Source organism: Nonomuraea sp. NPDC054003, from assembly GCF_055585125.1.
Window position 1 is genome coordinate 274840 of sequence record NZ_JBVJKR010000011.1, and the last position, 13179, is coordinate 288018.

A 13179-nucleotide genomic window follows, 5' to 3' on the forward strand; every position below is an offset into this window, starting at 1 on the left:
TTCGGTGGGGGTGCGCCGCCTGAACCGTTGCGGGAGCCGGAGTAGGGAGGGGAGGTGCCGGGGCGACGGTGCCCGGGAGGACGGCCGGGACTGCCGGAGGCCGCTCCGGGAGCTCTCCCGTACGGGTCCCCAGGAGACCTGCCGGGTGGGTCCGCAGAAGACCTGCCGGGATCGCCCGGGAACGGGGTCCCAGTGCCGGAATCTCCGGGGAAGGGGTTTCCGGGGAAGTGGCCCGGGGCGCCTGGGGGCCAGTCGGGGGTGGGCGGGCGGTGGTGGTCGTCGTGGGCGGGACGTCGCTGCCCGGGGACCTGGCCCAGTGGATCGTCGGCGGGCGACATGCCGTAGGGGGCGCGGGCTCGGGGCAGGCGGACGACGGGGGCGAGCGGCCCCCGGTCGCCGAGGGCTTCGCTCACCGTGGCCACGGTGGCGTCGTCGTCGCCGTCGATCACGACGTCACGGTCGCCCTGCTCGCCGAGCACGGTGAGCATGATCCGCATGGGCCGTCTCCTCGGTCGGATTCGGGCGCCAAGGTAACGCCCGGAGCGAGGCTAGGCCCCCGGGTTGACGGCAATGGCATGGATTCCCGCCCCTGTGGACAACCGCCGCCGACGCCAGAGCACGTTGTAGGGATAAAACACAAAAAGTCCCGCAATAAAGCACTGATCAATATCTTCGCGTCCCATAGCCAGATCAATCACAGCCGTCAACCCGGTAGAAACAATAGGCATTGATTATGACTGGTTGACACACCTACTCCTGCGAAACCAGCATGGTTCCTCGCATTCACCCCCCACTTCCGCAACCCAATGCACATAATGGCGGACATACGACAATTCACCCGTGGGAGCCCGATTGAGGACCAGTGAAAAGCCCGCCGCCACCACGGCCGGTTTGTCAGGCCCGGCCTCGCGCAAGCTTCCCGTGCCGCCGCGCGAGCGCAAGCCCGCCCTGGCCGCCCTCGCCGTGCTCCTCATCCTGGGCGGCGCGCTGGCCACCACTCTCCTCGTGCTGCGCAGCGGCGACCGCGTCTCCGCGATCCGCGTCACCCAGCAGATCGGCGCCGGCCAGCAGTTCACCGCCGACGCGCTGGAAGAGGTCCAGGTCGCCGAGACCGGCGTCGACTTCGTCAGCTGGTCGCAGCGCGAGCAGGTGCTCGACAGCTTCGCGGCCGTCACGATCCTGCCCGGCACGCTCCTGACGAACGCGATGGGCGTCAAGGAGAGCTCCGAGCTCGGCCCCGGCAAGGCCGTGGTGGGCCTGGCGCTCAAGCCCGGCCAGATGCCCACGGGCCTGCGCGAGGGCGACCGCGTCCAGGTGGTGTACGTGCCCGCCCGCGGCTCGGCCGACGAGAGCCGCGTCCTCGTACAGAACGCCCTGGTCCACAGCGTCGGCGACCGCGGCCGCACCGGCGCCGGGCAGATCACCGTGATCGTCGACACGCAGGTGTCGCCGGTGGTGCTCCGCTTCGCCTCCAGCGGCGAGGTCGCCGTGGCCGAGCTGCCGGGAGAACGCTGAGGTGGCCCTGATCGTGCTGGCCGCCGACAAGGGCGCCCCCGGTGTGACGACCGCCGCCACGGCGCTGGCCGCGGTGTGGCCGCGCCCGGTGCTGCTGGCCGAGTGCGACCCGGCGGGCGGCGACCTGGCCTACCGGCTGCCGGCCGTCGACGGCGGCGTGCTCAACCCGGGCAAGGGCCTGCTCACGCTGGGCGCGACGGCCCGGCGCGGCCTGGACCCCGCGCAGATCCCCGCACACACGCAGAAGGTGATCGGAGGGCTGGACGTGCTGGTCGGTCTCACCCACGGCGAGCAGGCGGCCGGGCTCACCTGGCTGTGGGGCCCGCTGGGCCGGGCGCTGGCCGGCATCCCCGAGGCCGACGTGATCGCCGACTGCGGCCGGCTGGGCGCCCACCCGCAGCTCGGCGACCTGATGGCCGAGGCCGACCAGGTGGTGCTGCTCGCCCGCGCCACCCTCGACCACGTCGCCCACCTGCGCGAGCGCCTGTCGATCAGCAAGGCCCACGGCGTCGTGGTGATCGCCGACCCGCGCAGCTACCGCGCCTCGATCGAGGAGGTGCGCCGCATCGTCGGCCCGTACGTCGGCTTCGTGCACGGCCTGGCCCACGACCCGAAGGGCGCCGAGCTGCTGCGCGGCCAGTGGGGCGGCAGGCTCGACCGCTCGCTGCTCATCCGCACCGCACGCGACCTCGCCGGACGGCTGGTGACCCACCGATGATCGACCACGCCCTCGTCAAGAGGTTCCGCCAGGAGGTCGGCGACCGGCTGGCCCACCAGCGCAGGCTCGACCAGGCCAACGGCATGCCCCCGATGACCGGGGAGGACGAGCGCCAGTTCGCCCGCGCGCTGATCTCCCAGGTGCTGGAGGAGCACGCGCGCGGTGAGATCGGCCTCGGCCGCACCCCGCCCACCGTCGAGGAGGAGGAGGCGCTCGCGGCCGGCATCCACGCCGCGCTGTTCGGCGTGGGCCGCCTGCAGCCGCTGCTCGACGACCCCGAGGTGGAGAACATCGACATCAACGGCTGCGACCGCGTGTTCGTCAGCTACGCCGACGGCCAGGAGCTGATGCACGACCCGGTGGCCGAGTCCGACGAGGAGCTGACCGAGCTCATCCAGATCCTCGCGGCCTATTCGGGGCTGTCGAGCCGGCCGTTCGACACCGCCAACCCGCAACTCGACCTGCGCCTGCCCGACGGGTCCCGGTTGAGCGCGGTGATGGACGTGACGGTACGGCCCGCGGTGTCGATCAGGCGTGCCCGGCTCGGCAAAGTCTTTCTTTCTGACTTAGTCGGAAATAACACAATAAGCCCGGAGATCGGGCGTTTCTTGACGGCCGCCGTCGCCGCCAGGAAAAACATCATGATCGCCGGCTCCACCAATGCCGGAAAGACCACCCTGCTGCGCGCGCTGGCCAACGAGATCCCGGCGGGCGAGCGCCTCATCACCGTCGAGCGCGCCCTGGAGCTCGGCCTCGACCAGTTCGCCGAGCTCCACCCGAACGTGGTCGCCTTCGAGCAGCGCCTGCCCAACTCCGAGGGCCAGGGCGAGATCACCATGGCCGAGCTCGTCCGCAGGTCCCTGCGGATGAACCCGAGCCGCGTCATCGTCGGCGAGGTCCTCGGCGACGAGATCGTCACGATGCTCAACGCGATGACCCAGGGCAACGACGGCAGCCTGTCGACCATCCACGCGAACTCCAGCATGGAGGTCTTCAACCGCATCGCCACCTACGCCCTCCAGGCGAGCGAGCGGCTGCCGATCGACGCCACCCACATGCTCATCGCCGGCGCGATCGACTTCGTGGTCTTCATCGAGAAGCGCAACGACTACCACCGCGGCGGCACCCTGCGCCGCTACGTGTCCAGCATCCGCGAGGTCAACGGCTGCGACGGCCGCGTGCTGTCCAGCGAGATCTTCGTCCCCGGCCCCGACGGCGCCGGGCTGCCGCACGCGCCGGTCTCCTGCCTGGAGGAGCTCATGGCGCACGGCTACCACCCGGGAGGCTGGTGACCATGCCGGGGCTCGACCCGCTCGCCCTGCTGACCGGCGCCGCCGCCGGGGGCGGCCTGTTCCTGCTCATCGTCTCCCTGTACGGGATGCGCCCCCGGCCCGCGCAGCCCAAGCGCCACCTCGTACAGAAGCTGACCACCCGCACGGCCGTGGCCGCGATCGCCGCCCTCGTGGTCCTGGTGGTCACCGGGTGGCCCGTGGTGGCCGTCGGCACGGTCCTGCTGGTGTTCGCCTGGCGCGGCCTGTCCGGCGGCGCCGCCGAGGAGCGGGCCGCCATGCGCCGCCTGGAGGCGCTGGCCGCCTGGACCGAGTCGCTGCGCGACACCATCGCCGGCGCGGCCGGGCTGGAGCAGGCCATCCCGGCCTCCATCAGGGCCGCCGCGCCCTCGCTCCGCCCTCACCTGCGCGCGCTGATCGACCGCCTGCACACCAGGATGGCGCTGCCCGAAGCGCTCAGCCGGTTCGCCGACGACCTCGACGACCCGTCCGCCGACCTGGTCGTCGCCGCGCTCGTGCTCAACTCCAAGCTGCGCGGCCCCGGCCTGCGCGACGTGCTCGGCGCGCTCGCCGTGTCGGCCCGCGAGGAGCTCGACATGCGCCGCCGGGTCGAGGCCGAGCGCCGCGCCACCCGCCGCAGCGTGCAGATCGTGGTGGGCACCGCGCTCGCCTTCGCGGCCCTGCTCGTCGTCTTCAACCCCTCGTACGTGAACGAGTACGACAACGCCCTCGGCCAGGCCGTGCTCGTGGTGGTCGCCGGCCTGTTCGGCGCCGGGTTCGCCTGGATGCGGCGGCTGGCCAGGTTCGACAAACCCAGCCGGCTGCTGATGGGAGGCGACCATGGTTGAGGGCGTGCTGGCCGGCGGCCTGGCGGGCCTCGGCCTCTTCCTGCTCGTACGGGCGATCTTCCCGGCCCGGCCTGGGCTGGTGGCGCGGCTGCTGGCGCTGGACGCGGTCCGCGAGAGCACCGACGCCCCGCGCATCAGCCTGCTGCTCCCCGAGGAGTCGGTCGGCGCGTTCCGCCGCGGGCTCGGCGCGCGGCTGGCGGCGCTGTACGCCGCGCGCGGCTGGGAGGCCCGGTCGGTCAGGGCGGACCTGGCGCTGGTGGGCCGCTCCTTCGAGGGCTTCCTGGCGACCAAGGCGCTGCTGGCGGCCAGCGGGCTGCTGGCGTTCCCGCTGCTGTTCGGCTGGCTGCTGCTCATGGGGTGGGGCGCGTCGCCCGCCGTCCCGTTCTGGGTGGCGGTGCTGGCGGCGGCCGTCTTCTTCTTCCTGCCCGACCTGCAGGTCCGCAAGGAGGCCGCGGCGCGGCGGCGCGACTTCCGCCACGTCGTCGGCGCGTTCCTCGACCTGGTGTCGATGAACCTCGCCGGCGGCCGCGGCGTGCCCGAGGCGCTCATGATGGCGGTCTCCGTCAGCGGCGACCAGCCCAACTGGGCCATGGCCCGCATCCGCGACGCACTCAGCGGCGCCAGGATCGTCGGCATCACCCCCTGGCAGGCGCTCGGCCAGCTCGGCGAGGAGATCAACATCGACGAGCTGCGCGACCTGTCGGCGGCGCTCGGCCTGGTCGCCGACGACGGCGCCAAGGTGCGCTCCTCCCTGACGGCGCGGGCGGCCACGCTGCGCCGCCGCGAGCTGGCGGAGATCGAGGGCCGGGCCGGCGAGCGCTCCCAGTCGATGCTGGTCGCCCAGCTCCTGCTCTGCGCCGGCTTCGTGATCTTTCTCAGTTTCCCGGCCGCTATGAAGATGTTGGGGTCATAAATGAACCATCCGTGGATCGTCTACACCGTCGCGCTGCTGCACGTGCGGATCCACCGCGCCCGCACCGCCCCGAGCCGCGGCGCCTCCGCCGTGGAGTGGGTCATCATCACGGCCATCGTCGCCGGGGTCGCGCTCGGCCTCGCCACGCTGATCAGGTCACTCGTCGAGAGCAAGCAGGCCGAGATCGAGGGCTCCTTCGGCGGGGGCGGCGGTGGCGGTGGCGGTGGCGACGAGTGAGCCGGCGGCGCGACGGCGGCGCGAGCGTGATCGAGCTCGCCCTGCTGATGCCCGTCGTGCTCGCCGTGGTGCTGCTGATCGTGCAGGTGGCGCTCTGGTTCCACGGCCGCCAGGTCGCCGAGGCGGCCGCGCGGGAGGGCGCCCGTGTGGCGCGCGCCGCCCCCACCGACTCGGACGGCTGGGAGGAGCAGGCGAGGGCCCAGGCCAGGGACGTGGTCGCGGCCATCGGCCCGCGGTTGCTGTCCGGCGCCGAGATCACCACCGCCGAACGCGAGCCCGACGAGCGCCACGTCACCGTGACCGGCAGCGCCGTCCAGGTCATCCCGCTGCTGCCGGAGCTGGCCTTCACGATCACCGCCACCGCCGGCGGCCCTGTCGAGTGCTTCCGGCCCGACGACGGTGGAGAGGACTGCGGTTGAGCGGCGGGGACCACGGCTCGATGGCGGTCGAGACCGTGTTGCTGGCCCCGATCTTCGTGCTGTTCCTGCTGTTCCTGGCCGGGGCCGGGCGGCTGGTCGAGGCCCAGGGCGAGGTGAACGGCGCGGCCAGGGACGCCGCCAGGGCCGCCTCCGTCCAGCGGACGCTCGACGAGGCCCGCTCGGCGGCCGAGGAGATCGCCACCGCCGCGCTCGAAGGGCAGTGCGCGGGCCCCGCCGTCTCGCTCGACGGCTCCCGCTGGGAGGAGGGCGGCGAGGTGCGCGCCGAGGTCACCTGCGAGCTGGACCTGGGCTTCCTCGGGTTCGGCGCGGCCAAGACCATGACCGGCACCGCGGTGGTGCCGCTGGAGCAGTTCAGGAGGGTCGATTGAGGCGGCGTGAGCGCGGGTCGATGTCGGTGTTCACCGTGCTCTTCTCCGTGGTGGTGTTCCTGCTGGCCGGGCTGCTCGTGGACGGCGGGGCGGCGATCAACGCCCGGCTGCGCGCAGCCGACATCGCCGAGCAGGCGGCCAGGGCCGCCGCCGACCAGGTGGACGTCGACCAGTTGCGGGAGGGCGGCCAGGTCCAACTGCTCGGCGAGGCCGAGGTGTGCGCCAGGGCCGGCGAGGTGCTCGACGCGCATGGCGACGACGGCATCGCGCTGGCGAGCTGCACCGTCGACGGAGACCAGGCCGTGGTCGCCGTCCGGGTGCCCTGGACGGCTTTCTTCCTGGGCGCCATCGGCTTTCCGGGCTCCGAGATGGAGGCCGAGGCCGCCGCGGCTCCTGAGGCGCGGTGAGCCAGACCGATTCGGGCCGGTCGGTGGAGAAGAAACCGGCGAGTCGGGACGCTGGACGTGAAAGGGGAGTGACGATGTCAGGTCCGGCCCAGCATGCGCGCAGGCGGACGCCCGCGCGCATACCCCGCAGGCGCCGCCTGGGCGATGTGCTGGCCGGGCTCGGCGCGCTCGCGTCACTGCTGGCGCTCGTCGGCGGCGTCCCGTACGCGCTGCTGCTCTTCGTCGGCCCGCCGATCGGCCCCGAGCTGCTCGACCTGGACCTGCTCACCACCCGCATCGGGCCCAGCACGATCACGGCGGTGCTGATCCTGCTCGTCTGGCTGGCCTGGCTGCAGCTGTTCGCCTGCGTGGTGGTCGAGGTGTACGCGGGCGTGCGCCGGGTCGGGATGCCGGCCAGGGTGCCGCTGTCGGGCGGCACGCAGGCGCTGGTGAACAAGCTGGTCACGGCCGCGCTCGTGCTGTTCACCACGGGCGCCGCGATGGCGCCGATCGCCAGGCTGGCCACCCCGCCGCCCACCATGCCGCCGGTGACGGCGGTCGCGTTCACGGCCCCGGTCGTCGAGCAGCAGGTGGTCGACAACCAGCGGACGAAGAAGGTGTACGTGGTGCAGCCCCCGCACGGCCGTCACCACGAGAGCCTGTGGGAGATCGCCGAGAAGTGCCTCGGCGACGGCCGGCGCTATCCCGAGATCTTCCGGCTCAACCAGCACAAGGAGCAGCCCGACGGGGCGCGCCTGCGGATGGCCGACCTGATCAGGCCCGGATGGGTGCTCGACATGCCCGACGACGCGCGCAACACGCACATCGTCCCCGCCGGCCAGGCCAGGGCGCAGACCCTCAAGGAGCACCCCGGCCCGCCCAAGAAGTCCGCCACCGAGGGCGACCAGCGAGGCTCCGGCGACGAGCGTGCGGGCAAGGGAGGGTCCACGGACGCGCGGAAGGGCGAACGCGGCTCGGCCGGCGAACGGCCGGGCGAGCGGGGCTCGGGTGACCAGCGCTCGGGCGAGCAGGGCGCGCGTGACGAGCGCTCGAACGACCAGCGCTCCGGCGAGCAGGGCGCGGCCGAGGCGCAGGCGGGCGGGTCGGCGCTGCTCGACGTGCTGTCCGGGGCGTCGCTGGCCGCCGCCGGCCTGCTGGCCCTGCTCGCCGTGCGGCGGCGCGAACAGCTCTGGCGCCGCTTGACAGGCCGCCGGGTGGCCCGACCGCAGGGCGACGCCGCCGACGCCGAGGTGGCGCTCAGGATGGGCGCGGACATGCCCGGCGCCCGTATCCTCGACCTCGGGCTCCGGCTGCTCGGCGCCGAGCTGGGCGCCCAGGGCCGCACCCCGCCCACCGTCTACGCCGCCCACCTGTCGGCCCGTTCACTCGACCTGTGGATCCACCCCAAGGACGACCACCCGCCCGCCCCGTGGACGGCCGACGACGGCGGCCAGGTCTGGCGGCTGCCCGCACGGGAGGGCCGCCTGCTGCCCGACCAAGGGAGCCCGGCCGGAGACGATCCCGCGAACAGGCACACACACCTGGGCGGCGCACCGTACCCCGGACTGGTGTCGATCGGCACCGACCGGAGCGGCCGGGTGCTGGTCGACCTGGAGGCGGCGCAGGGCCTGATCAACATCCGCGGCCCGCAGACCACGGCCGCGCTCGCCGCGCTCGCCGTGGAGCTGGCCACCAACCGGTGGTCCGACCGCATGCGGGTCACGCTCGTCGGGTTCGGCGAGGAGCTGACCGCGATCGCCCCCGACCGGATCAGAGCCGTCGGCGGCCTGGCCGAGGTGCTGCCGGAGCTGGAGGCGACCGCCGCCCCCCGCGAGGCGGTGCTCACCGGCCGCGTCACGGGACGCCCCGGCGTCGCCCACTACCTGCTGTCGGCGGTGGCGCCCACCCACGACGAGGCCCGCCGCCTGGCCCTGCTCGCCAGGAACGACCTGGCCGGATACGTGGTCGCGGGCGACGTGCCGCACGCCACCTGGACCTGGGAGATCACCGAGGACGGCACGGCCAGGCTGCCGGAGCTGGGCTTCGAGGTGAAGGCCCAGCTGCTGCCGCGCCGCCACTACCGGGCGCTGGTCGACCTGTTCCGCACCGCCGACCGGGTCGACGGCGAGCCTATCCCCGGCCCCGAGCCGCTGGCCGACCTCCGCCCGCCCGCGGTCGAGATCAGGATCCTCGGCCCCGTCCAGGTCATCGGCCCGCAGCCGCTCGAAGAAGGACGGATGGCGCTCGCCGCCGAGCTGCTCGTCTACCTGGCCACCCACCCGGGCGGCGTGCACCCCGTCGTGCTCGGCGGCGTGCTGTGGCCGCGCGGCGTGCAGCCCTCGGTCAGGGACGCCACGATCGCCCGCGTCGCCGCCTGGCTCGGCCGCGAGCACCTGCGCGCCGACGAGTCCGGCCGGCTCTCGCTCGGGCCCGGCGTGCGCACCGACTGGGCGCTCTTCCGCGAGCTGGTACGCCGCTCGCACGGCGACCGGATGGCCAGGACCGTCCTGCTGGAGAAGGCGCTCGGCCTGGTCAGGGGCCCGCTGCTGAGGGACCGCCCGCGGGGCCGGTACGCGTGGCTGGCGGCGGACGAGCTGGAGTACGACGTGGCCGCGGAAGTCGCCGACGCGGCCCGCCGGCTGTGTGAGCTCCGGCTCGCCGAAGGGGAGCCGGAGGCCGCGATCGCCGCCGTGCGGGCCGCGCTGCTGCTCGCCCCCGACGACCAGAGTCTCTGGCGCGACCTGCTGCGCGCCGCCCACGCCACCGGCGACCTGGTCCGGCTGCGGGCCGTCATCGAAGGGCTGACCAGGCGCGCCGCCGGCAGCTTCGCCCCGGAAACCGAGGCGCTCATCGACGAGCTGCTGCCGTCGTGGCGCGTCCACCTCGTCAGGGAGTCCACGGCATGAAAAGGATCACGGCCGCGCTCGTACTCCTGCTGCTGGCAGGTTGCGGGCAGCCCGCCGAGCGGCCCTACCAGCCGCGCGAAGAACCCGCGCCCACCACCGGTGCGGCGCGGGCGGAGCCCGGCGCGACGCGGCCGGAACCCACCCCGTCGCAGGCGGCGCCCACCGGGGCGCGGCCGGCGACCGCCGAGGTCGGCGACCTGCGGGTGCGGTTCGACTGGCCCGCCAAGGACACCGCGCTGCTGCGGCTGTTCCCCGCGTTCTACCTCGGCAAGTACGAGGCGGTGATCTCCGGTGACGACGGCTTCCTCGACCACGTCGAGCTCGAGTACCGGGTCAACGCGATCAAATGGGCGCGGGCCTTCACCGACAAGAAGCTCGAAGTGGCGGGCCGGTCGCGGCTCTACCGCATGAAGGTGAACGCGGTCGTCGGCCGGGGCGCCGAGGTCGACGTCTGCGTGGACGAGACGGACATGAAGGTCGTCTCCGCGGAGACGGGCGAGCCGGTCAAGCCGCAGCCCACCTCCATCCGCACGCCGTACCTGCAGAGGGTGCTCGCCCGCAAGGGCGACGACGGCGTGTGGCGCGTCAAGCAGATCGGTTACGGCAAAGAAGGGTGCGGGAGATGAAACCGCTGGTCGCCGTGGTCGTCGCCGGGGCGCTGCTGTTCGGCGCTCTCGACCCGCCGAGCGAGGACGTCAGGGTCGGAGGCTCGCAGAAGGACCGCACGTCCACGGTCGTCCTCGAACATTCCAAGATCACTATCTCCGGTGACGTGCGAAACGGCCGCAACGACGGCTACCAGATGAGAAGTCCCTGCTGGTACGAGCCGGGCCTGGACGCGGAGAAGATGTTCGAGCAGATGTCCGACCCGGTGGCCAACCGTGGCAGGGCGCAGACCGACGAGGAGGGCTTCCGCGCCTTCATCCAGCAGTTCAAGGACAAGCTGGGGCAACCCGGGCTGTGGTGGTCTCCCGCGTACAACAGCGGCGACCGGAGGGGCGCCGCCTGCTGGGCGGGGCTGGAGCAGTTCGTGTTCGTGCCGCCGGGGGAGACGCCGCCGAGTGGCATCACGTTCCAGGAGCTGGCCGAGATCGCCAGGGCCGCGCTGACGGTGCCGGAGGGCAAGGTCGAGCTGAACCCGGACGCCAAGAGCTACGTCAACCTGCCGACGTTCGTCTGGCTGGAGGGCGTGGGCGACACCACCCGGTCGGTGACCGCGACCCTGCCCGGCGTCATGAGCGCCACGGTGACCGCGACCCTGAGCGACATCAGGATCGACGCCGGCACCGGCTCCGACCGGGCTGAGGTGCGCGAGGACGGTTGCGGCGCGGCCGGCCGGCCGTACGCGCGGGGAGCGGAGTTCACCTGCGGCGTGCGCTACCTGCGGGCCTCGATCGACCGGCCGCGCGAGGTGTACGAGCTGACGGTGACCAGCGTGTGGCCGGTGACGGTGACGGGCGGGGCCGACATCCAGTTCGACCCGGTCCAGGTGGAGGCGACCAGGGACGTTCCGGTCGGCGAGGTGCAGAGCAACGTCCGGCCCTAGGACGCGGTCCGGCGGCGCCGCCGGGAATCGGCGCCGCCGGGCCGGCTGCCCGGCTGTTAGTTACGCGGTCAGTGACGTCCGGACTCGTGGGCGAGCAGCCACTCCTTGACGGCGACGCCGTAGTAGTAGCCGCCGAAGCCGCCCGTGCTGGGCAGGACGCGGTGGCAGGGCACGAACGGGGCGATCAGGTTCTGGGCGCAGGCGCCGCCCGCCGCCCTGGCCGCCGACCTGGGCATCCCCGCCCGCTCGGCCAGCTCAGCGTAGGTGACCGTGGTGCCCGCCTTGACCTCGCGCAGGGCCTGGTGGAGCGCCTTGCGCCGGAGCGAGCCCGGCTGCTCGGCCGGGACCGCGTCCAGGGCGTCGAGGTCGCCGGCGAAGTAGTCGCGCACCGCCCGCGACACCGGGCCGAGGTCGTCGACCACGGTCATGCCCTCGGCCTGGAGGGCGGGGGCGAGCCTGACGAACATCTCCTTGGGCTCGCCGGTGAAGCCGCCCGCGACGAGCACGCCGTCGCGAACCAGCACGGACAGTTCGCCCGCCGGGGTGGGCAGGACCTGAGCGTCGATCATCGATGACTCCAGAGGTGCAGGGCGGCGTAGGCCCGCCAGGGCCGCCACCGCTCAAGGTGATCCTTCGGGATGCCCAGCTCGGCCATGCGCCGGTCCAGCACCAGGTCTCCGGTGGGCCAGGCGTCGGGGTCGCGCAGCGCGCGCAGGGCGATGTAGCCGGCGGTCCACGGGCCGATGCCGGGGACCGCGAGCAGTTCCTTGACCGCCTCGGCGGGCTCCTGCGCGCCGTCGAGGTCGATCAGTCCGCCGGCCACGCGGGCGGCCAGCTCTTTCAGGGTGGTGACGCGCCTGCCGGTCAGCCCGAGGCCGGTCAGGTCGGCGTCGAGCAGCTCGGCGGCGGTGGGGAACAGCCGCCCGTCCGAGCCCGCCCGCGCCACGACGCGGCCCAGCAGGGTACGGGCGCCCGCCACGGAGATCTGCTGGCCGACGACGGCGCGCACGGCCAGCTCGAACCCGTCGAACGTGCCCGGCACCCGGAGCCCCGGCCTGGCCTCGACGAGCGGGGCCAGCGAGGTCCGGCCGAGCGCGTCGCGGATGGCCTCCGGGTCGGCGTCCAGGTCCAGCAGCCGCCGGCAGCGTGCCACGATGCGGGCGAGCTGCCGGGTGTCGTCCACCGTCACGTCCAGCGCCAGATGGCCGGGGTGCGCGGTGAGCGTGATCGTCCCGCCGGGCATGTTGCGGCTGTAGGCGGTGGCGTCCGCCGCCTCCAGCCCCGGCACGGCACGCGCGGCGAGGAAGCCGAAGACCCCTGCCACCTCGTACGGCTCCCGCCGGTGCAGCCGCAACCGCAACGACGCGGCCCCGGGGACGGGATCGGCGGTGGGCACGGGCGCGGACACCCTGGCCCATCCGCCGGCCGTCGCGCGCAGCTCGCTCGGCGTGAACCCGTACGTCTCCCGCATCGTCGCGTTGAACTGCCGGACGCTGCCGAAACCGGCGGCGAACGCCACGTCGGTGACCGGCAGCGCCGTCTCCGTCAGCAACTGCTTGGCCAGCAGCAGCCGCCGGGTCCTGGCCACCGCGAGCGGCCCGGCGCCGAGCTCGGCGACGAACAGCCGGTGCAGGTGGCGTTCGGTGATGTGCAGCCGCCTGGCCAGGCCGGCGACGCCGTCCTCGTCCGCGGCCCCGTCGTCGATCAGCCGCAGCGCCCTGCCGATGAGGTCGCCGCGGGTGTCCCAGCCGGGGTCGCCGGGCGAGAGCTCGGGCCGGCAGCGCTTGCACGGCCGGTACCCGGCGGCCTCCGCCGAGGCGGCATGCCGGTAGAAGCGCACGTTGCGGGCGGCCGGCGTGCGCGCCGGGCAGATCGGACGGCAGTAGATCCGCGTCGTCTTCACCGCCGTGTAGAACCGCCCGTCGAACCGGGCGTCCCGCGCCGAGACGGCTCGGTAGCAGGCGTCGAAGTCGAGCTCCAAAGGCGACATGCTTCGAGACTATGCCTGCTCAC

Annotated in this window: 14 protein-coding genes; 12 read left to right on the forward strand and 2 right to left on the reverse strand. The window is 73.5% G+C overall.

Features of this window, described 5'->3' with window-relative positions; all coding sequences use genetic code 11:
- Positions 1-852: 852 nt before the first annotated feature.
- The 12 genes from ACZ6YG_RS28740 to ACZ6YG_RS28795 all read left to right on the forward strand — a co-directional run bounded on the left by ACZ6YG_RS28740 (position 853) and on the right by ACZ6YG_RS28795 (position 11166).
- Positions 853-1515 (forward strand): CpaB family protein, encoded by a 663-nt coding sequence (locus ACZ6YG_RS28740; protein ID WP_148036997.1) that lies wholly within the window; start codon positions 853-855, stop codon positions 1513-1515.
- Between the two features lies 1 nt (position 1516).
- Positions 1517-2233 (forward strand): hypothetical protein, encoded by a 717-nt coding sequence (locus ACZ6YG_RS28745; protein WP_466019695.1) that lies wholly within the window; start codon positions 1517-1519, stop codon positions 2231-2233.
- Positions 2230-3525 (forward strand): CpaF family protein, encoded by a 1296-nt coding sequence (locus ACZ6YG_RS28750; RefSeq protein WP_148036999.1) that lies wholly within the window; start codon positions 2230-2232, stop codon positions 3523-3525. Before ACZ6YG_RS28745 ends, ACZ6YG_RS28750 begins: the two co-directional genes overlap by 4 nt.
- A gap of 2 nt (positions 3526-3527) precedes the next feature.
- Positions 3528-4370 carry a type II secretion system F family protein gene (locus tag ACZ6YG_RS28755; RefSeq protein ID WP_148037000.1) on the forward strand — a complete coding sequence of 281 codons (843 nt, stop codon included), beginning with the start codon at positions 3528-3530 and terminating at the stop codon, positions 4368-4370.
- Complete coding sequence (locus tag ACZ6YG_RS28760; protein ID WP_148037001.1) at positions 4363-5283, forward strand: type II secretion system F family protein; 921 nt, start codon at positions 4363-4365, stop codon at positions 5281-5283. The genes ACZ6YG_RS28755 and ACZ6YG_RS28760 overlap by 8 nt, the downstream gene beginning before the upstream one ends.
- On the forward strand, positions 5284-5520 hold the full coding sequence (locus ACZ6YG_RS28765; RefSeq protein ID WP_148037002.1) for a hypothetical protein: 237 nt from the start codon (positions 5284-5286) through the stop codon (positions 5518-5520).
- Positions 5517-5939, forward strand: a complete 423-nt coding sequence (locus ACZ6YG_RS28770; RefSeq protein ID WP_148037003.1) for a TadE/TadG family type IV pilus assembly protein — start codon at positions 5517-5519, stop codon at positions 5937-5939. The genes ACZ6YG_RS28765 and ACZ6YG_RS28770 overlap by 4 nt, the downstream gene beginning before the upstream one ends.
- A complete protein-coding gene (locus ACZ6YG_RS28775) occupies positions 5936-6328 on the forward strand; it encodes a TadE family protein (RefSeq protein WP_246639349.1) in 393 nt (130 codons plus the stop codon). Before ACZ6YG_RS28770 ends, ACZ6YG_RS28775 begins: the two co-directional genes overlap by 4 nt.
- Positions 6325-6735, forward strand: coding sequence for a pilus assembly protein TadG-related protein (locus ACZ6YG_RS28780; RefSeq protein WP_261809083.1), 411 nt, complete (start codon positions 6325-6327; stop codon positions 6733-6735). The genes ACZ6YG_RS28775 and ACZ6YG_RS28780 overlap by 4 nt, the downstream gene beginning before the upstream one ends.
- Positions 6736-6809: 74 nt before the next feature.
- Complete coding sequence (locus tag ACZ6YG_RS28785; RefSeq protein WP_466019696.1) at positions 6810-9620, forward strand: BTAD domain-containing putative transcriptional regulator; 2811 nt, start codon at positions 6810-6812, stop codon at positions 9618-9620.
- Positions 9617-10246, forward strand: a complete 630-nt coding sequence (locus tag ACZ6YG_RS28790) for a hypothetical protein (protein ID WP_466019697.1) — start codon at positions 9617-9619, stop codon at positions 10244-10246. The genes ACZ6YG_RS28785 and ACZ6YG_RS28790 overlap by 4 nt, the downstream gene beginning before the upstream one ends.
- Positions 10243-11166, forward strand: coding sequence for a hypothetical protein (locus ACZ6YG_RS28795; RefSeq protein WP_466019698.1), 924 nt, complete (start codon positions 10243-10245; stop codon positions 11164-11166). The genes ACZ6YG_RS28790 and ACZ6YG_RS28795 overlap by 4 nt, the downstream gene beginning before the upstream one ends.
- A 68-nt stretch (positions 11167-11234) precedes the next feature.
- Here the strand turns inward: ACZ6YG_RS28795 and ACZ6YG_RS28800 are convergent, their stop codons facing one another.
- The gene (locus ACZ6YG_RS28800) at positions 11235-11735 is read right to left on the reverse strand and encodes a methylated-DNA--[protein]-cysteine S-methyltransferase (protein ID WP_148037006.1); all 501 of its coding nucleotides are present in this window, start codon (positions 11733-11735) and stop codon (positions 11235-11237) included.
- On the reverse strand, positions 11732-13156 hold the full coding sequence (locus tag ACZ6YG_RS28805) for an AlkA N-terminal domain-containing protein (RefSeq protein ID WP_271280475.1): 1425 nt from the start codon (positions 13154-13156) through the stop codon (positions 11732-11734). The genes ACZ6YG_RS28800 and ACZ6YG_RS28805 overlap by 4 nt, the downstream gene beginning before the upstream one ends.
- Positions 13157-13179 lie beyond the last annotated feature (23 nt).

Coding starts and splice junctions, on each gene's coding strand:
- ACZ6YG_RS28750 (WP_148036999.1), top strand. CDS start 2,230: ATGATCGACCACGCCCTCGTCAAGAGGTTCCGCCAGGAGGTCGGCGAC.
- ACZ6YG_RS28755 (WP_148037000.1), top strand. CDS start 3,528: ATGCCGGGGCTCGACCCGCTCGCCCTGCTGACCGGCGCCGCCGCCGGG.
- ACZ6YG_RS28760 (WP_148037001.1), top strand. CDS start 4,363: ATGGTTGAGGGCGTGCTGGCCGGCGGCCTGGCGGGCCTCGGCCTCTTC.
- ACZ6YG_RS28765 (WP_148037002.1), top strand. CDS start 5,284: ATGAACCATCCGTGGATCGTCTACACCGTCGCGCTGCTGCACGTGCGG.
- ACZ6YG_RS28785 (WP_466019696.1), top strand. CDS start 6,810: ATGTCAGGTCCGGCCCAGCATGCGCGCAGGCGGACGCCCGCGCGCATA.
- ACZ6YG_RS28790 (WP_466019697.1), top strand. CDS start 9,617: ATGAAAAGGATCACGGCCGCGCTCGTACTCCTGCTGCTGGCAGGTTGC.
- ACZ6YG_RS28795 (WP_466019698.1), top strand. CDS start 10,243: ATGAAACCGCTGGTCGCCGTGGTCGTCGCCGGGGCGCTGCTGTTCGGC.
- ACZ6YG_RS28800 (WP_148037006.1), bottom strand. CDS start 11,735: ATGATCGACGCTCAGGTCCTGCCCACCCCGGCGGGCGAACTGTCCGTG.
- ACZ6YG_RS28805 (WP_271280475.1), bottom strand. CDS start 13,156: ATGTCGCCTTTGGAGCTCGACTTCGACGCCTGCTACCGAGCCGTCTCG.